Annotated in this window: 14 protein-coding genes; all 14 read right to left on the reverse strand. The window is 36.3% G+C overall.

The features are described from left to right. Window positions 1-171: 171 nt before the first annotated feature. The 14 genes from ACI6MV_RS15215 to ACI6MV_RS15280 all read right to left on the reverse strand — a co-directional run bounded on the left by ACI6MV_RS15215 (window position 172) and on the right by ACI6MV_RS15280 (window position 22,102). Entirely contained in the window at window positions 172-1,848 is a 1,677-nt protein-coding gene (locus tag ACI6MV_RS15215) for a glycoside hydrolase family 13 protein (protein ID WP_407271171.1), read from the reverse strand. A 2-nt stretch (window positions 1,849-1,850) separates the two neighbouring features. Continuing rightward, the gene (locus ACI6MV_RS15220) at window positions 1,851-3,131 is read right to left on the reverse strand and encodes an extracellular solute-binding protein (protein ID WP_407271172.1); all 1,281 of its coding nucleotides are present in this window, start codon (window positions 3,129-3,131) and stop codon (window positions 1,851-1,853) included. 11 nt (window positions 3,132-3,142) lie between these two features. Next, window positions 3,143-4,672, reverse strand: a complete 1,530-nt coding sequence (locus ACI6MV_RS15225; RefSeq protein WP_407271173.1) for a response regulator transcription factor — start codon at window positions 4,670-4,672, stop codon at window positions 3,143-3,145. Then, entirely contained in the window at window positions 4,665-6,455 is a 1,791-nt protein-coding gene (locus ACI6MV_RS15230; RefSeq protein WP_407271174.1) for a cache domain-containing sensor histidine kinase, read from the reverse strand. The genes ACI6MV_RS15225 and ACI6MV_RS15230 overlap by 8 nt, the downstream gene beginning before the upstream one ends. 61 nt (window positions 6,456-6,516) lie before the next feature. After that, window positions 6,517-8,301: a glycoside hydrolase family 66 protein gene (locus ACI6MV_RS15235; RefSeq protein ID WP_407271175.1), complete on the reverse strand. Its 1,785-nt coding sequence runs from the start codon at window positions 8,299-8,301 to the stop codon at window positions 6,517-6,519. A gap of 24 nt (window positions 8,302-8,325) precedes the next feature. Then, a complete protein-coding gene (locus ACI6MV_RS15240) occupies window positions 8,326-9,165 on the reverse strand; it encodes a carbohydrate ABC transporter permease (RefSeq protein ID WP_407271176.1) in 840 nt (279 codons plus the stop codon). A gap of 26 nt (window positions 9,166-9,191) precedes the next feature. Then, window positions 9,192-10,148, reverse strand: a complete 957-nt coding sequence (locus ACI6MV_RS15245) for a carbohydrate ABC transporter permease (protein ID WP_407271177.1) — start codon at window positions 10,146-10,148, stop codon at window positions 9,192-9,194. Between the two features lie 96 nt (window positions 10,149-10,244). Then, a complete protein-coding gene (locus ACI6MV_RS15250) occupies window positions 10,245-11,570 on the reverse strand; it encodes an extracellular solute-binding protein (protein WP_407271178.1) in 1,326 nt (441 codons plus the stop codon). A gap of 184 nt (window positions 11,571-11,754) precedes the next feature. Continuing rightward, window positions 11,755-12,957, reverse strand: a complete 1,203-nt coding sequence (locus tag ACI6MV_RS15255; protein ID WP_407271179.1) for an ROK family protein — start codon at window positions 12,955-12,957, stop codon at window positions 11,755-11,757. Between the two features lie 248 nt (window positions 12,958-13,205). Then, entirely contained in the window at window positions 13,206-16,166 is a 2,961-nt protein-coding gene (locus ACI6MV_RS15260; protein WP_407271180.1) for a CBM35 domain-containing protein, read from the reverse strand. Between the two features lie 71 nt (window positions 16,167-16,237). Beyond that, entirely contained in the window at window positions 16,238-17,068 is an 831-nt protein-coding gene (gene srtB / locus ACI6MV_RS15265; RefSeq protein WP_407271181.1) for a class B sortase, read from the reverse strand. A 115-nt stretch (window positions 17,069-17,183) separates the two neighbouring features. After that, the gene (locus tag ACI6MV_RS15270; protein ID WP_407271182.1) at window positions 17,184-17,741 is read right to left on the reverse strand and encodes a CBM35 domain-containing protein; all 558 of its coding nucleotides are present in this window, start codon (window positions 17,739-17,741) and stop codon (window positions 17,184-17,186) included. A gap of 429 nt (window positions 17,742-18,170) precedes the next feature. Then, window positions 18,171-20,279: a glycoside hydrolase family 97 protein gene (locus ACI6MV_RS15275; RefSeq protein WP_407271183.1), complete on the reverse strand. Its 2,109-nt coding sequence runs from the start codon at window positions 20,277-20,279 to the stop codon at window positions 18,171-18,173. 863 nt (window positions 20,280-21,142) lie between these two features. Beyond that, window positions 21,143-22,102 carry an ROK family glucokinase gene (locus ACI6MV_RS15280; protein WP_407271184.1) on the reverse strand — a complete coding sequence of 320 codons (960 nt, stop codon included), beginning with the start codon at window positions 22,100-22,102 and terminating at the stop codon, window positions 21,143-21,145. Window positions 22,103-22,203: the final 101 nt, after the last annotated feature.

Genomic DNA, 22,203 nt, shown 5'->3' on the forward strand with positions numbered 1-22,203 from the left:
GAATCTCCCATTATAATTAGTAGAAAACTTGATGCTTCAGATTCATATGTTACTAGAAACTATGTGGGTATATTATGCTCACCTGCACATGCATGATATACAATTTTGCTATCTTTAAAAACTGATACCCGAGCTATAATCCAAAACAAGCAACATAATCATTTAATAGTACTATTTTATTAAATACACTCTGGCTTCATAAGGTTTTAACTTTATTGATGATACATCTTTCTTATCCTGATGTTCATAATTACCAATTAGCAGTTGAGCTGAATCATAATTGATATGTTCAGGTGTTACAAAATCTACAGTTTCTGCTGTAAAGTTACAGATTACTAACAGTCTTTCATCACCTAAAGTACGAGTATACGCATAAATCTTCTCATCATCCGCTAATAAGAGATCATAGTTACCATAGACAATTATGTCATGTTCTTTTCTTAATTGAATTAGCTTTTTATAATAATGAAAAATAGAATCTTCATTTTCTACTGCTTCTTTAGCGTTGATTGTTTTGTAATTTGGGTTCACCTTCAACCATGGTGTTCCTGTTGTGAATCCTGCATTTTTACTATCATCCCACTGAACCGGAGTACGAGCGTTGTCACGGCCTTTCACATATATTGCTTCCATTACTTTTTGATGATCATCTCCGCCTTCGATTACTTTTTCACGGTACATATTTTGAATCTCAATGTCGTTATATTCTTCAATCGACTCGAATTGAACATTCGTCATCCCGAGCTCTTCCCCTTGATAAATGTAAGGCGTTCCTTGCATCATATGAAGAAATGTCCCTAGCATCTTTGCTGATTGATCATGATATTCCTTATCATTCCCAAAACGTGACACCATTCTCGGCTGATCATGGTTGTTTAGATACAAGCTATTCCAGCCTTCTCCTTCCAATTCCTTTTGCCACTTTGTCATAACTTCTTTCAGGTCTGCAAGCTTCCAAGGTTTTACATCCCATTTTCCACCTGGACCTGAATCAATATCCATATGTTCAAACGTAAATATCATATTTAATTCTGTATCATCATAATTAGCGTATTTTTTTGCATCTTCTGTTGATGCACCAGGACTCTCACCTACGGTCATCATGTCATACTTGGATAGTACTTCACGATTCATTTCCTGCAGGTATTCATGTACGCGAGGGCCATTCATGAAGAAATCGCCACCCCAGTCATACCTTTTTCCTCCTGGAGCACTTGGAAGTCCATCCGCTTTTGAGATCAAATTAATCACATCCATACGGAAGCCATCAACACCTTTATCTAACCACCATTTCATCATGTCATAAACTTCTTGTCTTAATTTCGGGTTTTCCCAATTAAGATCAGGCTGCTTTTTACTGAATAAGTGAAGGAAATACTCATCTGTTGCCTTATCATATTGCCAAGCCGATCCACCGAAGAAAGATGTCCAGTTATTCGGTTCTTGATTATCATTACCTTTGCGCCAAATATAATAATCTCTGTATGGGTTATCTTTTGATTTTCTTGATTCCACAAACCAGTTGTGCTCATCAGAAGAGTGGTTTACTACGAGATCCATCATTAGCTTCATTTCACGCTGATGCAGTCCTTCGAGCAACTCTTCCAAATCTTCCATCGTTCCAAAGTCATCCATGACCGCTTGATAATCACTAATATCATAACCGTTATCATCATTTGGTGACTTGTACACAGGAGATAACCAGATAACATCAACACCTAAGTTTTGCAAGTAATCAAGTTTAGATGTAATCCCCTTCAAATCACCAATTCCGTCTCCATTGCTGTCTTTAAAGCTTCTTGGGTATACTTGATATACAACACTTTCTTTCCACCATTTTTTCTCCATTTTTATCTTCCTTTCTCTTTTTGCAATATTTCATCCATTTCTTTTGCGGCTTTTGAAAGACCAAGTTCGACGCTGATTTTCTCAGTCAATATTTGTTTTAAATAATTAATATAGATTTCTTGAATTTGACTCCACTCTGCAAGAGGAGGACGTGGCATGGCTTCATCCATACCTGCCACATAAGCCTCATAATAAGGGTATTTTTCATGAAATAGAGATAAATCAACATTCTTATTGGATGGTATTAACCCTGTATTCGCCAGATAAGTTTGCGGTGTAATGCTTGTCATCCAGTTTACAAAAGTCCATGATGCTTCCAGGTGCTCCGTACCTTTTGTGATTACTAAGCTTTCGCCACCCAATACGGCCCTTTTACCATCTGTTATTGGGAAAGGCGATGACATTGTCAGTTCATTGATAAAGTTAATTTTTTCTAACGTGTTTACACTGTAGAACCATGGACCTTCGTCAATCATGAAATAGGTTTTATCCAGCACACCTTCCCAAGTGTTCGGATTGTCGAAAAGATTCGGGGTGAAATTCCCATTTTTATAAAGACTTAAGAACTTTTTTACAGCCTTTATACTTGCATCACTATCCAAATATCCACTAGCTCTAGTATTCGTTGGGTCAAGCAGTACGCCACCTAGCCCGTTGAAATAATGGTAAGTTTCCCATGGACTTAGATCATCTACTCCAATAACAAAATCGTTTTTTACAACTATATCGATCAGTTCTTCCATCGTTTCTGGAAGTTCCTTTATATTCGCTGTTTCAAGCAGCTTTTTATTATAAAGTGCTACTTTCGTATTCGTGTTCAAAGGAACACCATAGTACTTTCCTTGATAAAGGTTGGCTTGTAGAGGACCATCATATAAATTGTCCTTAATGTTATTAAATTCATTAAGGCTACTGACTGGATACAATAAATCTAGTTGAGCGAATTTAGGTAGCCAGGCAATATCCATACGAACAACATCGGGCGGGTTGTTCGTTGATGCCCTTGCAATTATTGCTGACCTTAACTCCTCGTTATACGCCTGACGAACTGGTGTCACCTCAATCGATGAAAACTCTTTCTCAAAGGCAGGAATAATATAATTATTAAATATATTCGTTTCTTCTTCACTAAACGTATGCCAGATGATAACTTCTTCTTTCACATCCGGATTATCCGATAACCTCATTGGCTTTCCGTCAATAATGGACTGATCCTTACAACTTGTTATTGAAAAGAGAGAAAACACCAACAAAATTAATATACCTAATCTTACATGTCCCATATTATCCCTACCTATTTTTGATATTCCGTTCGATAATCAACTGGCGTGTATCCTGTTACTTTTTTGAACAACTTGCTAAAATATTTCACGTCATTAAAGCCAGATTCTCTCGCAACTTCATATACTTTTAACGATGTACGAGCCAATAACTCTTCAGCTTTTTTTATTCGAAGGTCGATGACATAATCAATAAAGTTCACATCACTAAAACGTTTAAACAAAATACTAAAGTAATTTCGACTTATATGAATGTGATCAGCAACCATTTGTAAAGTAAGTGCTTGCGTGTACTTCTGATGAATATACTCCATAGCTTGATCCATCAAATCATTATCCACATATGGTTTATTATTCTGATTAACAATTAACTGTTCACAATCCGCAATATGAACTAATAGTGAGGAATATAACCTCTCAAGTGTTTCTGTTTTTTTAAGGTCAGTGCATTTATCTAGCACTAAAGACGGCTCCAGTTTATTGTAGAACAAGTTAGATAAGATATCTGTTGCTTCCTGCTGAATATGAGCGGGTTCCATCATTTCCTGCTTCCACTGCTCATACCTTGCTTTAATAAACTCTTTTACTTTTTTCTGATCATACGGAATTAAAAATTGTTTTAACTGTTTTGCATCTAACCGTTTAAAGCTTCGCTCATTATCCGATTCATATTTAAAAATGTTTTGTTCCGGATGGAAAAATCGCTTCTTAAATGCTGTCAGACATAGTTGATAACCCTTTGTTATTTCATTTAACTGAGAAATGAAAGTATAACTGAAAGAAATATTTAAATTCACTTCCTTCATTACATGTTTTTCCAGCCGGCCAATCTCCTTCTCGATATCCTCAACGGACTTTAATAAAAAGAGAATTTCCGTTTCACCAATAATTAAGCAAACACCTTCCGCATATCCTTTATAAAATCGTTCTTGAATCTCCTCTAGAACAAAGTTTTTATACAGGCCACCAAAGTCTTCTTCTGCTTCCTCGACATCAATGACCTTGGCATAGATTACTGTAAAGGAGCCTGACATCCAACTATCTATCAGTTCTAAGTCCTCTGTACCGTGGAGAATAACCTTTTTTAATTTTTGTTCTAAGTTTTTTCTGTTTAGTGCATCCTCTGTTTGATCAAAAAGTGATAATTTTGTATGAATATCTTTCTCTTCATTTATTTTCTTTACACACTTTCTAATTAATTGCAAAAATTCTTCAGGCTCTAATGTCGGCTTCAACACGTAGTCCATTGCCCCGTGGCGCAAGCCCTCTTGAACATATTGAAAATCATTGTAACTGCTAACTATTATAACCTTTAAATTCGGAAGCCTTTCTAAGGCCTTCTTCATTAATGTTATTCCATCCATAATTGGCATTTTGATATCTGTGATTAAAATATCTATATGGTTTTCTTCGATAACTTTTAAAGCTTCCTCGCCGTTTGGATAATCACCTAATAAATGCAAACCTTCTTCATCCCAATTTACGGAGGCTTTTAAACCAAATCTTATGACAGGCTCATCATCAACAATGATCACATTACTCATGGTCCCACCTCTGTTTTTTTGGTATCAAAATAATCTTTACCATTGTTCCACCAGCGTTACTGTAAATATTAACCGTGGAGTCTGGAGAATAATAAAGGTCGATTGACTCAAACACATGTAATAACCCTATTCCCACTATAGATTTATCCTGTTTTGACTCTGTTATGATTTGCTCAATTCGTTCTTCTTTCATTCCAATTCCATTATCATAAACCGACAACTCTATACCCTCTGCTAATTGTCGTCCATATATTTCAATCTTACCTGTGTTGGCTGTTGGAACTATTCCATGAAAAATCGCATTCTCAACTATTGGCTGCAGTAACATTTGCGGGATTTTATAATCTGCAACACCAGCATCTATTTTCACATTTAGATGAAAAGATTGTTCATAGCGTATTTCTAATAGCTCAATGAACTTTTTCACAAAATCAATTTCTTCATCAACTGTTACAAATGTTCCTTTTTTACCCATGTTGGCTTCAAGTAAACGGCTTAATGCAACTAATGCTGAGTTTGCACGGTCATATTGGTTAAATTTAACGAGCCATCGAATTGTACTCAGAGAATTAAACAGAAAGTGCGGATTAATACGATGCTTAACTGCACGCAAATCTGCATCTCTTTTTTGTATTTGTTCTTTTTTAACTTGATCCATTAACTGCTCTACTTGCTGCGTCATAACATTAAATTGATTACTCATCATGCCAATTTCATCTGAAGTATCGACACTTGTTCGTGCTTTAAAATTACCTTCCCCCACAAGCTTCATCTGGTTAGTCAGCACTTTAATTGGCTTGGTTACTCGTGTTGCGACAACAAATCCGATGATTATTACTATCGCAGCGAGTATTGTAGAAGTGAAAACCGATGTTCTTTGAATTTTTGATAACTCACCAGTAATTTCATCAACCGGAACTACTCCTATAATCGTCCACCCATTTGTAAGCGGTTGTTTTACTCCATAGTGCTTAATCCCTTTTTCCTCGTATTCGAATTCCAATGCGTCACTATTTAATACGTATTGAGACAATGCAGGATTAGAGATGGTTTTGTTGATATTTTCAATTACAGGGTCAATCATAATTTCACCTTGATTATTTACAACAAAAAACCTTCCTGTTTTCCCAAGTGTAATAGTTTTTATTTTTTCAAGGATAGCATTTCCATCAAGATATACTTGGATATAGGAAAGGTCACTTAAATCATCGAAATCCTGCATGGTTCTAGTTATTGGCAATACGTACTCTGTTGCCTCACCCGCTCCACTAAAGCGCTCAAATTGAAGCCCTTCCCAAACTAATTTGCCATCTTGTTCTTTAGCTCCAGCTACCCAACTTAAATTTTCAAACTTGTATTGAGAAAGCTTATGTTCAGAAAAAGTTCCGCTTCCCCAGCTCTTACCACTTTCTCTTAAAATGTATATATAACGCACAAAAGAGTTGGAATATACTGTGGAATTTAATAAGGAGGTTATATAGTCATTATTTTGTTCTCTGGATGCATAAGATGCTTCTCCTTCTATGTCCTGCTCAACAATGTCCTGAATCGTTTCGTTACTGTATACAAGATTTGAAGTGTCACTACCAACCGAAAATATATAAGAAAGGGAATCTGCTGCTTGTCTTGCAATTTGCAGCGATGATTCTCTTACATTTTCTTTAATCACGTTCGATGATGAAACATAATAAAAAATACTATTAAAAATACTCGGGATTAAACTGACAATTAAAATAACTAATACAATTTTGGTAGCAAATCGATTACCTAATAGTTTTTTCATTGTTGTTTAATCCCCTTTTATACACTGTATTACAGCTCTTTCTTTTTAAAATTCCATCTTATTATTTGTACTCTATTACAACCATATTCCAATATTTTAATGATGGTAAGTTAAATGATACACTATTTCCTTCTTGCTCGAAGTCGAGTGCAACGCTTGAGCCATTGTAACCATCTGGAGTTGCCATCCATACGTTAGCAACTTCTTTGTCAGTTGACATAGTAACTGAAATGTTTTCCAACAACTCTGGTTCAGGTTGTGTTCCGTTCGTATCTTTCCACTCCATTGAATTCACATCTGAATAGTTTAAAAAGTGTAAAATCTCTTTATTATCTTTTTGCTTTGCGAAATACCATACCGCACCTTGCTGCGCTTCATTTGTAAAGGTTACCATACTGTCCGATGTTACTTCTTTTTCTATTTCTACTGCACCATCACGAAGTAAGTTTTGGTAAGCAACCATAAAATCATAATAACGAATCAACTCCGCACGAAGCTCATCTGTAATCTCTAATGTTTTATGAGGGAAATATTCTTTAGAAAGCATATTTTCACCTAATTCTAAGTGTGCGCCTCCTGCAGCAAAGATCGTTGCATTCGTATATAAAATACCTGGTGTATTAAAATACCCTCTTGAATCAGATAAATCATAGTTCATATATGCAGCGAGTACAGTATTTAGCTCGCCATTACTGTATTCCCAGTTATTATCAATCACATGTTTTAAATCTTGATACAAAGGTTCATCCCATGATTCTGTATATAAAAACTCTACAGGAGATTTTGCAATTTCCTGTTGACCATACTGTGACACAGCATTAAGGACTAGGTCAACATCTAGTGTTTCTTTTGCATTTTCTAAGAATGGACGATATGTTTGAGCCAGATTAATAGGTGTACCGTTAGCCGTCCATAAAGGCGAACGATCTCCTAATTGGTCTACATGCCAACCATCGAACCCTAACTTATCAAATACTTCTTTTTGTGATTCAAAAATTGCCTCTTGCCAATTCGCGTTTCCTGGGTTAAACAATTGAATGTCATAAGCCCATAAAGTCGGAAGGGGATGGACATCTTGTTGATTTCCATTTTGATCCTTGAATAAGCCCCACTCTTTTTTGATTCCATACTGTTCATAATCCTCACTTGCGCCAAACAATAAATTGTAATTCATAGCTTTCATGTTTTTTTCATGCGCAAGATTAATATAATTTTGCACTGTATCTCGATATACAATACGATTAGCAATATCTTTCCACTCTGAAGCTACTTCACCATTTTCAGTTTTCACTGGTTTTTCATGATACCATTGCCAGTCATAAAACTGAATTCCATTGATGTGGAAACGATTTAAATTATCGATAACAGCTTTTTGTTCGGCCTCATCTTGCACATAATAATCAGCTAAATAACCGTACCTAGGGAATTTCCCCCAATCTGATGACACGTCGACACCTATGTTCAAATGGTCAACTACTTCATTCGATTTTACTAGAAATACCTCAGCCAAATAGCCTGTAAAATCATCTTCTCCAGGTGTCCATTTCCATGTAATTTCATTTTGATTTTTGAGTTCCACATTTTGTTCAGCTACTACTTCGTTTAAATGCTTGTACTGTACAAATACTTTCCCTTTTACTTCTTCTGTTAGAGAAAGCGTAAAATTCACTGTGTCTCCAGGTTCGTATTTTGCTAAATCAGTTGTAACTTCACCTAGCCACTTACCCTGTTCAATAGTATCCGCCGTAACTGATAACTCTACGTCTTCGGCTTCTGTACAACCAACTAGTAGAAAAAATACAAATAGCGATCCAATTATGAATATATGTTGCCTGATATTTTTCATCTCCTTGCTCCTTCTCTTTTATTTCTATCCTTTTAATGCTCCGTCTGATCCACCACTTTGAACAAAACGTTTCTGGAATATAATATAAATTACAACAACTGGTAGAATTGCAATTAGTGATGCCGCAAATACTAATGCCCAGTTACTAGCGTGTTGTCCTTGGAACATCATCAACTGTATCGGAAGCGTACGTAATGCTTCCTCTTTTATTATTGTTAATGCTACAAAGTATTCATCCCATGTCCCCTGGAACGAAAAAATCGCCATTGTAGCAAGTGCTGGTTTGGAGAGTGGTAAATAAATATGCCAAAAAATTCTCCAGTTTCCACCACCATCAATGATTACTGATTCTTCTAAATCTTTTGGCACAGTTTCAAAGAATCCACGTAAGAAAAAGGTTGAACCTACAACCCCTCCACCGATATAAATTAACCACAGACCCAGATAGGTATTGACCAAACCAAGATTTTGAATAACGGTAAACTGTGGAACAATCGCTAATACGAGTGGAATCATCATCGTAAACAAAAACGCTCTAAATAAAAATTCTTTCCCCGGAAATTCAAAGCGAACAAAAGCATATGCTGTCAAAGATCCAAGAAATAAACCACCTACCATAGCTACACCGGCAACAAGGACACTATTTAAGAAGTATCGGTAAAAGTGATACTCGTTCCATACCAGGTCATAATTTTCTAAGTTAGGTGTTACAGAGAATACCTCGCCTGGTTTCGGTAGTACATATGCACTCGTAAAAAATGTAGTTAGAATCATATAAATAAACGGAAAGATAAAGATGACTACTCCTAAAATCAAGATGGCGTAAACAACTATTTTCCAAAAAATATCTGACTTTTTATTCATTTGTCTCCCTCCTTTTTAACTGAATTTTAATAAAATCTCTGCTTTCCAATCTTCTTCTGTTGCGACCATGTTAAGGCAAATATTGCAAGCCCCATCATCACACCTAATGCAGATGAATAGCCAAAATTAAAGTTATCAAATGCTTGCGTATAAATCATACTTTGTAGCACTTCCGTTTGATTCATCGGTCCACCGCCAGTTACGAAGTATACTTGCGGGAAGATATTAAATGCACCCATAACCAACTGAATAATTACGAAAATGGAAATAGGTGTTACCATTGGGATGGTGATGTGGCGGAATAACTGTATGCCTGTTGCCCCATCAATCTCAGCCGCTTCATACAAAGACTTTGGTATACCTTGTAATGCGGCCAAGTAAATTATCACTGCCCAACCGACTGTTTTCCAAATGTGCAACGTCCAGATCACAAACATGGCCGTCCATTGATTACCTAACCAGTTTATCGGCTCTTCAATGACACCTAGCTTTGAGAATAGTAAATAGTTAATGAAACCAGCATCACCTGATGCAAATAAATAACGAAACAAGAACGCTACTACAATCCATGAAGTAATAATCGGTACATAATACAAAGTTCGGAATGTAATCTTAAACTTGATGAATTTTAAATTAATTAACACTGCGAAAAATAAACCTAAAAACCAATTAATTGGCACCGTAACAATTGTATTTAAAATGGTATTTCGCACCGCATATCTGAACTGTTCTTCTTCAAACGCCTTCAAATAGTTTTCAAACCCAACCCAAGGACTCTCTGCTCCCGGCATAATGTTGTAGTCTTGAAAACTCATTATTACACCTTTAAATAAAGGATATATAACGAATATACCAGTTCCAATCAAACCTAATATTAAGAATGGAAATACCTCTTTCCATTGCTTCAATCCTTTTTTAAAACCGACTTTATCTTTTCTGACTTTCGGCTTTTTTTCTTTTGAGTGATTACTAGGTTTACTCATGCGCTTCACTCCTTTGACTTTAGTGGTCATTAGTAGGAAAGAACACTCCCGATAGTTGTGAAGTGTTCTTTCCTCTTTTAGCTGTAAGGATTTTAATTAATCTTGTAATATTTCGTCGGCTTCTTGAGCTGCAATATCTAAAGCTTCTTGCACACCTAGTTCACCACGGAATATTTTTTCAATATTTAACGAGATAGTCCGGTCAATCTCTGACCAACCTGGTAAAGATGGTCGTGGTAAAGCAGTTTCCAACTGATTTACAAATTCCTGTGCATAAGGTAGCTCTAAGAATTGTTCATCTTGAGCAGCAATTGTATTGGTTGGAATTAGACCAGTACCTCTAGCCATAATTTCCTGTGCTTTTTCACCAGTCATCCATTTAGCGAATTCCCAAGCACCTTCTTGGTTCTCTGCACCATTGAAAATTACTAAGTTTTCTCCCCCAATTACAGAGTGACTTCCGCCTTCTCCTTCAGGAATTGTACTCCATACTGTGTAATCAAGTGGATTCGGTTTACTTGCATCATTTGCTAAAATACTGAAATACCAAGGGCCATCATCAATTGCAAGGTACTCACCCGTCTCAATACCTTCCCAAGTTCCTGGTCTGCCGCCTAAAAGAGTTTCACTTATTAGACCTTCTTCGTACCAAGTGTATAAAGTTTCTATCGCTTTTACACTTTCTGCACTATTTAAGTAACCATCAAACTGAGTGATTTCATCGTCCGTTAACTTTCCACCTAAGCTCCAAAAGTATGGAAGGTAGTCCCAAGTCTTACCAACACCCATTACATTGATCGCGCCTTTAACACCATTATTCACTGCAGCACTTGCCGCTTCTTCAAGCTCTTCCATCGTCTTTGGAGGCTCAGTAAAACCAGCTGCTTCTAAAACAGATTTGTTATAAACTGAAATTTTTGTGTTTGTGTTAATTGGTACGCCGTAATACGAGCCATCATAGAAGTTTGTCGCCATCGGTGATTCAAATAGATTTGCTTTTACTTCTTCAAAACCTTCCATTGCACCTACATCAGCTAAAGCTCCTAATGCTGCAAATTCAGGAGTCCAAATAATGTCCATTCTCATTAAATCTGGTGCTACCCCACCTGATACTGCTGCTATTACTTGTTGTTTTAAACCTTCTAATGGCTGACGAGTCAGCTTTAATTCATATTGAGGAAATTCTTCTTCAAAAGCCGGCTTAATTTCTTCAAATAATACTTTTTCCTCTTGTTCACCGTATGTGTGCCAATAATCAATTACCGTTTTTTCTGCATTACCTTCGCCGCCATTACTATTTTCGCCATCATTTGATGAGTCACCGCCATTAGCTGTGTCTCCTCCATCTGATGAACAACCAATAGTTATAAATACAAGACTTAATACTATTGCAAATAAAAACATTAATTTTGATTTTTTCATTTCTTTTCCCCCTAAGCTGTAAGATACCTTAATTATGCCGAAAACAGCTCCAAGCAGAAACCGTTTACATTATGAGGTTGGTGTATAATATTTGACTGTTTCTTCATCATTTTTCCAAAACAAAAAAAAGTGCATTATATCTCTCTAATTCACGAGAAATAATGCACCTTTTCATTTGCTGAACTTATTGATAAATTGAAATTCGAAAATGATTGTCCAATACGAGTGCACAAGCACCAATCAACCAGACATCATCACCTAAATCAGATATGTGAACATTTAACTGTTTGTTATGGCGAGAAAAAAAGTTATACTCGAGCTCTTTTTTAATACCTTTCATTACAAAAGGCATCCCTTTAATACCTTCTCCACCGATAATAATGGCTTCCGGATTAAGCAAGTTTACAATACTTTTTAGTCCAATCCCTAAGTTTTGGCCTTGTTTAGTAAGAATTTGTTGAATTTCTTCGTTTTCCCGTTGAGCTAATCGATATATTTCATCTAACGTTATATCATTTAAAGTATCCATCCACTTGATCAGACCAAGCTTTGCTAAACTGCGCACTTCTTGTATTAAGTACTCATCTGAAGCATACATTTCCAGGCAACCCCGTTGCCCACAATAGCATAGTGTTCCTTCACGTTGAATGACGATATGACCAAATTCACCTGCTCCGCCAAAGGAACCACGGTACAAGTTTTTTTCGACTACAATTCCTGTTCCTATCCCCACACCAAACGTCACACCTATAAAATGGTTATATTCCTTCCACTTTCCTGACCACATGTGTGCTAGAGTAAACACGTTTGCATCATTATCAACAAAGACCGAAACATTGAAAATATCCTCTAGAGGTCCAAAATCATAATTTTCCCAATTTAAAATTGGAGAATACTCTAATCTGTTTTGCGAACGGTCTACTAATCCTGAAATCGCAATTCCAATTCCATATAATGTTGTACCTTTATCTACATTTAATTGTATTCTGTTTATTTCGTTCGTAATTAATTTCAAAAGTTGTTCATTAGTCGCATGTTGATCCAAAGAAGCAGAACTTCTATGCAATATATGTGAATTTAAATCTGTAAGAGCAAATATTATTTTTGCTGGTTCTACTTTAATTCCAATAACTGCCCCTGCTTTTTCGTTAAATTTCAGAAATACGGGCTTTCGTCCACCATTAGAAAAACCCGAACCTACTTCACTTACTAAATCATCACTGATTAACCCTTCTACAATGTTTGTGATAGTAGAAAGTCCTAAATCGGTATTTTTAGCTAGATCGGTACGAGAAATAGGGCCATTTAAACGCACTTGTTCAATAACTAAAGAGCGGTTAATATCTTTTATCAATGCTTTATTCCCTTTACGTAACCTCGTTTTCATGTGTGCCACCTACATCTCTTGTAGATTCCGATAATACAAAACTCAAATTATTCTGTCACACTCTTTCTTTCCTATGACAATACTCAAATTTTACCATAACAACACACACTTTAGTATATAAAGAGCTACTTTGTTGTCATTAAGATCCATGGTAAAAAAGGCACCCGACCGTATGAAGTCGAATGCCTTTTTGGTTTAATTCTATTTATAGTTTTGATAGGTCGAGAAGATAACAATTCGACGCAAAATTACCCTAGTATTCTATTTCTAGATACCGTTAATAGAACTAAGCCACCAAGTGCCAGAATTGCAACAAACACATATGGCATGATTCCAGTGTCTCCTGTTTGTGGATTCACCTCGCCATTGCTAGAAGATACTTTTATATAATCGAGCTGTACATAACCTTCTCCTCTAACTACCTTAAGCGTATTATCCCCTTCTTCTAAGTCTACATAGAAGGATGTTTTATCGAATACGCCCCAGTCTCCTGTTGAAGGAGTTGCAATCTCTTTCTTGTTACCATTAACAAATACTACTAATGTAGCATTATCCATTAAGGTTGCATAAGATACTTCTATTTTATACTCTCCTGCTTTTGATACATTTACGTCAAATTCCACACTATCTGTGTCAGGATTATCAAAACCACTAACATACTTTCCACCTGATGCACCTTCACTTGTTGTTACGGAAGCATTTCCAACAAGTCTAGCCTCTTCAGCTTCATATGTTACTTCATTTGAAGTACTGCTGTCTCCGCTGTTACTTCCGTTACCTCCGTTGTTGCCTTGTGTAGGCTGCTTTTCGGTAACTTCAAATACACCATAAATACTGAAGTGCGTTACTTTTGCAACTACTTCTCCTGTTTGTTCATTGTAGGAAATTGGTGCAATCTCGGTTTGCTTGTTTCCATTTTCATCAATGTAGAAGACTTTTAAATCATCCCAATTGTCTACCTTTGATGGATCAACAGTAAACGTTAGTGTTATTGGATTATTTGCAAAATTGCTTGTTGCGGACAAATTAAAGTCATATAAGTTACTTAGAGCATCACTATTTTTAGCAGTAATAGTTTTAGACACATCACCAAAGTTAAGTGTAACGTCAGAACCTGTTTTCAGAATATCAACTGGAATCTTAACTTTCACTCCACCAAATGATAGTTCTACAGAATAACCTGATTCTAAACTAGCAAGTAATTCTTTTGTAAGTTTAATTGTATCCAAAGTAAGCTGATATGAATATACCTTTGTAGAAGCATTTTTAGCTAAGTCATCTACATCATTGACGATTTCAGTTACTGTATCACTATTATCATCTGTTGGTGTAACTTGAATATAATCTAATTGTACATAGCCGGAACCTTTTACAAATTTTATTTTGTTCTCACCAGCTTGAAGATCTATATTAACAGTAACAGTTTCAAACATGCCCCAATCAGAAGTTGATGGAGTTGGTATTTCTTTCTCTGTACCATTAATAAATAGCTTAACAGTAGCATCGTCCATTAAAGTAGCATAAGATAAATTCATTTGATATGTTCCAGCAGACGATGCATTTACATTAAATTCAACACTGTCTGTTGCTGGATTATCATAACCACTTACATATTTACCACCTGAAGCATTTTCTCCGTTACTAACAGATGCCGCACCATTGAGCGTTGCATCTTCTGCCTCATAAATAGAATCATCCTTAGTTTCTTCACCATCTCCACCAGTCTGATCCTCATCTGGAGTTTCTTCGTCATTTGAATCATCGGTAGATGGAGTAACCTTCACATAATCTAACTGAACGTAACCAGAACCTTTTACAAACTTCAACGTATTGGTACCTTCATCTAAATCAATCGTAAAAGTTTTTGTATCAAAAGTTCCCCAAGCCTCAGTTGGTGGTGTTGATATTTCTTTTTGCGTACCGTTAACAAATAAATTCACAGAAGCATTATCCATAATTGTCGAATACGAAAGTTCTATTTGATATGTTCCACCTGCTGGTGTCTCTATATTGAATTCAACACTATCAGTTGCTGGATTGTCATAACCACTTACGTATTTACCACCGGATGCATCATTACTTCCTTCGACTTTTGCCGCTCCATTAAGTGTTGCATCTTCTGCTTCATAAACTGAATCATCTGTTGAACCGTCGTCTGTTGTTCCATCGTCTGTTGAATCGTCGTCCGTTGTTCCTTCATCCGTTGTTCCATCGTCTGTTGAACCGTCGTCCGTTGATCCTTCATCCGTTGTTCCATCGTCTGTTGAACCGTCGTCCGTTGATCCTTCATCTGTTGTTCCGTCGTCTGTTGAACCGTCGTCCGTTGATCCTTCATCTGTTGTTCCGTCGTCTGTTGAACCGTCGTCCGTTGATCCTTCATCCGATGTAGCTTGTTTCAATGCTACTTCGATGTAGTCTAGTTGTACATATCCTGTACCTCTTACGAACTTAATTGTATTGTCACCTGCGTTAAGGTCAACAGTAAATATTTCCCTTTCAAAGTTGCCCCAATCTGCTGTTTTTGGTACAGGTAGTTGTGTTTCACTGCCGTTAACAAATAGCGTTAAAGTTGAGTTATCCATCGGCGTCGCATAGGATAGCTCTATCTCGTATGTTCCAGCAGTCACAGCATTTACGTTAAATTCTACACTATCATTTTCTGGATCATTATAATCACTTACATATTGTCCACCTGATGCATCATCACTTGAATTTACAGTACCTGCTCCTACAATCGTTGCACCTTCTGCTTCATAAATAGTTCCATCAAGGGATACATGAATGTAATCTAATTGGACATAACCAGACCCTCTTACAATTTTAATCGTGTTGTCTCCTTTTTGAAGGGTAACATTGAACATAGTAGTTTCAAAGTTTCCCCAATCCGGTGTATTATTAAGAGGTAGTTCTGTTTCTGCTCCGTTAACAAATAGTTTTACTGTTGCATCATCCATTGGCGTTGCATAGGATAATTCAACGTCATAAGTTCCTGCACTTTCTACATTTACGTTAAATTCCACACTATCATTTTCTGGATCATTATAATCGCTTACATATTGTCCACCCGATGCATCATCACTTGAATTAACAGTGCCTGCTCCTACGATTGTTGCATTTTCTGCCTCGTGAAGTGTATCTGCAAATGCAGAAGTTGATAGAGAAAATACTAACATTATACTAAAAGCAATCGATATCAGTTTCTTCTTCAAATCGGCCCCTCCTTTTACTTAGTTCACTGATTGAAATAATTTCTACCAAAAAGTACTATTTACTCATTTGTTTAGTCGTTAAGTAATTTCGCATGGATCACCATTCGAGCATTATCAAAATCATAATCACAAGTTGATAATGTTAAAATGTTATCCTCACTAGTTACTTCAACTCCTGTGTCAAACAAAGATTTTTGTTGAGTTGTATCTATAAAATTCCGGAAGTTTTCTTCCGTATTAAAATCATTTTCAATATAATCGAATTGAACATCAGAAACATAAACAGAAAATATTTCCCAACGTAATTCTTCGTAAATCGTATTAAAGACTATTATTGGATTTTTTTGCAAAAAATCATTGTTCTTATATTTAATTAAATCGGAAAACATCGTATCATTCTTCATATGATGGCCATAAATCACTGTGTTTTGGTCGAATAGATGGATAGAATTGTGGTAATCCATAAATATTGATCCTGCTTTACTTTCTTGCTTTTTAAAATTGTTGTTCAGATAAAATTCATTATCAATTCCTTGAACAACTGGGTAATCAATATGCGTATTTGCAATGCGGATCCATCCCACTGTGTCTGGATTCATTTCCAACATTCCTTTAAAAATCGGTAGTACTTCTTTTTTTTCTATTGATTCATCTTCATCATTTTCTTCCTCATCATTTAGACTACTTGAATGCGGATTACTTTCATGAAATTGTTCTTGAAGATCCTCATATGTTTCCTGATCTTTCATACTTGCCATCACATACTTCCCAACCACAAAAGTAGAAAGAAGAAAAATAGTAGCACAAATCACTATAGAAGCTCGATATAATATTAGTTTTGAATTACTTTTCGATCTATCCATTTTTATTATTTTTTTAAAATGGCTCAATACTTTTTTCATTATTATCCCTCTTCAAATTAATCACTTGTAGCTAACTGATGAAAACAGTTTGATCCTATCAGTATTTAGTTAATGCAGTTCCCAAGTGGAACTGCATTAACTTTTAAAGTTATTATTATTTAAGAATTTTCTTTCTAGAAGCTACTAACACGATACCACCAACAAGAGCAACTGCCGCAAAAACCATATATAGTGCTGTGCCCTCATCACCAGTCTGTGGATTTTCTGGTCCATTACCATCACTTAGTACTTTGATGTAGTCTAATTGTACATAATCAGTAGACTGTTTAAATGTTATTGTATTTTCGCCCTCTTCAAGATCAAGCGTCATTGTAGTTGTACCAAATCCGTTATCTGCCCAACCACCTGTAGATGGAGTTGTCACAACGTTTCCATTTACAGATACTGAAGCATTATCCATTGCAGTTGCATAACCTAACTCTACTTCATAAGATTTTGCTTCAGATACCGTTACAGTAAACTCAACAGCATCAGATGATGGATCGTCAAAACCTAATACATATTCTCCACCAGAAGCTGTTTCAGCCGCATCTGATTTTGTTGCTCCTACTAGGTTAGCATCTTCTGCCTGGTATGTTGTGTCCGCAAACGCTACAGTTGCAAAAGATAGAACCATTACAATAGCTAATACACTTGAAAATAACTTTTTCATTTTTATTCCTCCTAAATAATTTATATTGAATACGGTCATAGACACCTTCCACATAACCATAACATTGCCTTCGCGTTCCCCGTTTACAATGAATGTCACTATTCACTTTCATCGCAACATTAGTTAATAATTTCACCAAAACATGCCTCTATTGCCGAGACAATCCAGTTTGATCCCTGACACTTATTTCATTCAACGAATTAAGTGGGGATGTTACTGTCAAACTAGAGGGGACCGAAAGTTCAGAATCAGATCAGCGAAAAATGTAACCCCTTTCATCGAAAGAATATCACATATCTAATTAAAATCAATAAAGTTTATGACCCTTAGAGATATATTCCACCTTTTAATGGTTATTCCTTAAAAAAACACACCATGCATTTGAATATAAAGCTAATTCCACTTTGGGTCACGCTTATATAACGATGATTAATTTTTCGGTAAAGCTTTTAGATCCTCATTTGTTGCTGGGTATAATCGAACAGCCTGTCCACCGCCACGAACTAAAGATGCTATTAAAGTGTCTTCCGCATCAACAATTACTCGATCCACACTAACTTCAGTCGGATTAGAATACAAATCGGCATTCGGACCATCACTATAGACTTCTGCAACATACTTTTGGTCTTTGTTTAAAAAATCCAGCAAAATATCTAATTCTCTAGCATTTTCATCGGTTGTACTTCCTATATACCATTCCTCACCACTACGTCGAACAACAGTAATATAGTCGCCGATTTTCGCGTTAGGGACAATAATGTCATCCCAAGTAACAGGAACATCTTTTATAAACTCAAATTCTGGCAATATATTTCCTTGCGCATCTTTGTAATTATCAAGTAAATCAGGAACCATTTGCATGCTACTTGAGATAGTTACATAAAGAGCCAGTTGCTGTGCACGTGTTGTTTGAACTCGATTATCTGCTCTGTTTGAAATCTCAACGTCAAATATGCCAGGCGTATAATCAATTGGACCCGCCATCATTCTAGTAAATGGTAAGACAGTTAAATGGTTAGGCGGATTCCCTTCACTCCATGCATTATATTCTTGTCCCATTACACCTTCACGTGTCATCCAGTTAGGATATGTTCGATATAGACCTGTATCCATAATTGGTTCGTGTGTATTAATCATGATTTCATGTTCAGCTGCAAGTTTCACTGCATTTAAATAGTGATTTACCATGTACTGCCCATGATGATTATGTCCAACTGGATCTTTAATTCCCTGATCTGCTACATACCCACTTTTAATTGCATGAATGCCAAGCTCCTCATACAAATCATAAGCATCTCCAATCTGCTCTTCATAGTTATCAATGTCACCACTTGTTTCATTGTGTCCAATATATGCTACATTTTTATCCTGAGCATATTTCGTCACTTCCTTCAAATCAAAGTCAGGATAAGCTTCTGTAAAGTCAAATAAATCACCATTTTCAGTCCAATTTCCATCCCAACCAATATTCCAACCTTCAACGAGAACACCTACATTTTGGTTTTCTGAATCAAGAAATTCATGAGCAAAATCAATATGATCCTTCACATTTGCAGTTGTAGCACCGTGCTTCAGACCTGATTCCCATGTAGCTTTGCCTACATGCATTCCCCACCATATCCCAACATATTTCATTGGCTTAATCCAAGAGGTATCTTCTATGACACTTGGCTCATTAAGGTTGACGATTAAATCGGACTCAACTAAATCACCTGCATCTTCTCCAATTTGAATCGTTCTCCAAGGTGTTTGAATAGGGTACGAATCTTTTTTCACCTTTACATTACTTAACTGCCATGGCGCCAATATACTTTTTAAAGTATTCTCTTCCCCTTCAACTGCTTGTAATGCAATTCCGGAGTAATCTACAAGTGCGGCTTCATGAACAGTAAGATGAATACCCTCTGAAGTTCTCATTGTAAAAGGTGTGCTTACCTCTTTTACACTATTTAGAGGTGTCTCCTGATAAGGATATTCATAACTATTCCAATCATTAGGAATCCACCAGGTATCATAATTTCCTGCAAACTTATATTCCGTATTTTCTTCTGTAATTTCTAAATAATCTGGTACGTTTTCTTGTTCAGGAATGACATAACGAAAGCCAATTCCATCATCATAAACCTTAAACTCTACATTCATCTTCCGATTTGGTGCTTCTTTTTCTTTTAAATAAACGATAAGTTGATTGTAATGGTTTTTTACTTCAGCTTTTTCTCCCCAAACTGGCTTCCACATTTCATTAAACTCATTAGTTGCAATTTCCACAATCTCAAAATTGCTCTCTAATGCTTCTATACTATTAAACTCAAATCCTAGAGACGAGGGCTTAATAATAGATGTTTCGTTGTAGGAAAGCTGGTATGTTGGTACTCCCGTATCCGTTATTACAAAATCCATTTTCACTTTTCCATTTGGAGAGCTAACAGCTACTTCTGTCGGGATCTCTTTATTTAAGGTCATTACCAAAGCTAGTATTATTATAAATACGCCTATAAATAATAACCCTATTATTAGGAACTTCTTTTGTTTAAACACATTATTCCTCCTTTTTAGTAAGCGCTTTCTAAAAAAAGCATGGATTCCCTCTCACGCTTCTTTTAATCTATAAGTATAATTTTTACTGTTTATCAGATATTTCACAACCTATATAATAAACATATAGGTGTCATATATTAATCACATGTGAACCGTTTTTAATAACCTAAAACTTTGTGTGAATATGTTATTAATATATGACACCTTTTTTCACAATTGAATTGGGTGTGAATTTTACAGGATGCGTGATATCTAGTTTGCAAAACCTCAAAAAGCGTAGCACACCATCTACACTTTTTGATCTACTCGTATTTATTAAGGACTTGATTCGAATTTTCGGATTGTTTAGGAATGTAATCACCAGGCATATTGCGATGATTATTCATTTATTGAGGTTCATTGTGAATACTGCTGTAACTACTTAAGGAATGTTGAAAGAAAACCGCCAATGTTAGCAGTGATTAGCTGACGGACACCCGTGCCCTTATTTGTGACAAATGAGGCATTATTAGAATTGTGCGGCCACCAGCGCACTTATTTAGGTGATTTTATTGTTTCAGTATGCTGTTATTGATAAATAAGTGCTGTGGTGACCGCCAATTTAGCAAAACTTGCATTTCATGCGAAATAAGTGCTTGTGTGTCCATCAAAATTTTTAACTAACAAAAGGCCACAGCTCAACTGTGGCCTTTTGATAAGCTTTCAAAGGTTTGGACTATCTGTGATAGACATTACCTATTTACTTTGCAGACAAATTTTCCGTAGTATGACTAAAGTTGGTAGTAACAATGCTTGGTGCCTAACATTCCTTCAAAACCAGTTTCTTAGGGTTTATTTAGTCTACTCTATGGTTAGTTTTATACTTACTCTACATTTTCCTTAACCAATGATGCAGCACCAATAACGCCAGCGTCATTGCCAAGTTCTGCAAGCTTTAACTTTGTTACTGATTTTATCGGTGGAAAAGCGTACTTATCAAAGTACTTTCGCACACCGTTAATCAGCGTCTCTCCTGCAGCAGAAACGCCACCGCCGATGACAATCGAATCTGGATTTAAGACGTTTGCGATATTACTGCACGCTAATCCTAAATAAGAGTAGAATCTCTCCACTACCATGTCAGCTAGAGGATCTCCATCCTTTACTTGATCGAAAACCGTTTTAGCAGTAACTTCTTGTCCATCATCAATTAACCACTTCAGCTTAGAATCTCCTGCATATTCTTCTGATAGATCACGTGCTACACGTACAATTCCTGTTGCACTAGCTACCGTCTCTAAACAACCAACACTGCCGCAATTACACGCATATCCTTCAGGGTCAACGGTAATATGGCCAATTTCTCCCGCAGCGCCGACACCGTGCACAAGGTTTCCTTCCGCAATAATTCCTCCACCTACACCTGTACCGAGTGTAATAAAGACAACATTGCCACTCCCTTCACCAGCACCTTTCCAGCGTTCGCCAAGTGCTGCTACGTTTGCATCGTTGTCGATGAAAAATGGGATATTCGTGCCCGCTTCGATTTGTTCTTTGACTGGTTGTAAGGTGCGCCAATTTAAATTATAAGCACCAATTACTGTCCCGTCGTTAATATCAACCGACCCAGGGGAACCCATTCCAATCCCCAGAAAGTTTTCCGAAGTTAGACCGTACAAGTCAAGCCGATGATTAATTGACTCGATAATGTCAGGGACAATATTTTTCCCTTCATCTTGCACATTTGTTGGGATACTCCACTTTTGTTGAACCTCTCCATCTTTCGTTAAGATAGCAAATTTCGCTGTTGTGCCACCCAAATCAATACCGATTAGCTTTTTCATATTTACCTACCGCCTTATTTAATCACATATAAATTTATTTTATCATAAACAATATTTTATCATAAGAATAGCAAATTGGGTTCTATCTAAGTTAATTATCA

Source organism: Radiobacillus sp. PE A8.2 (assembly GCF_045635475.1).
Classification (GTDB): Bacteria; Bacillota; Bacilli; order Bacillales; family Amphibacillaceae; genus JBJGXI01.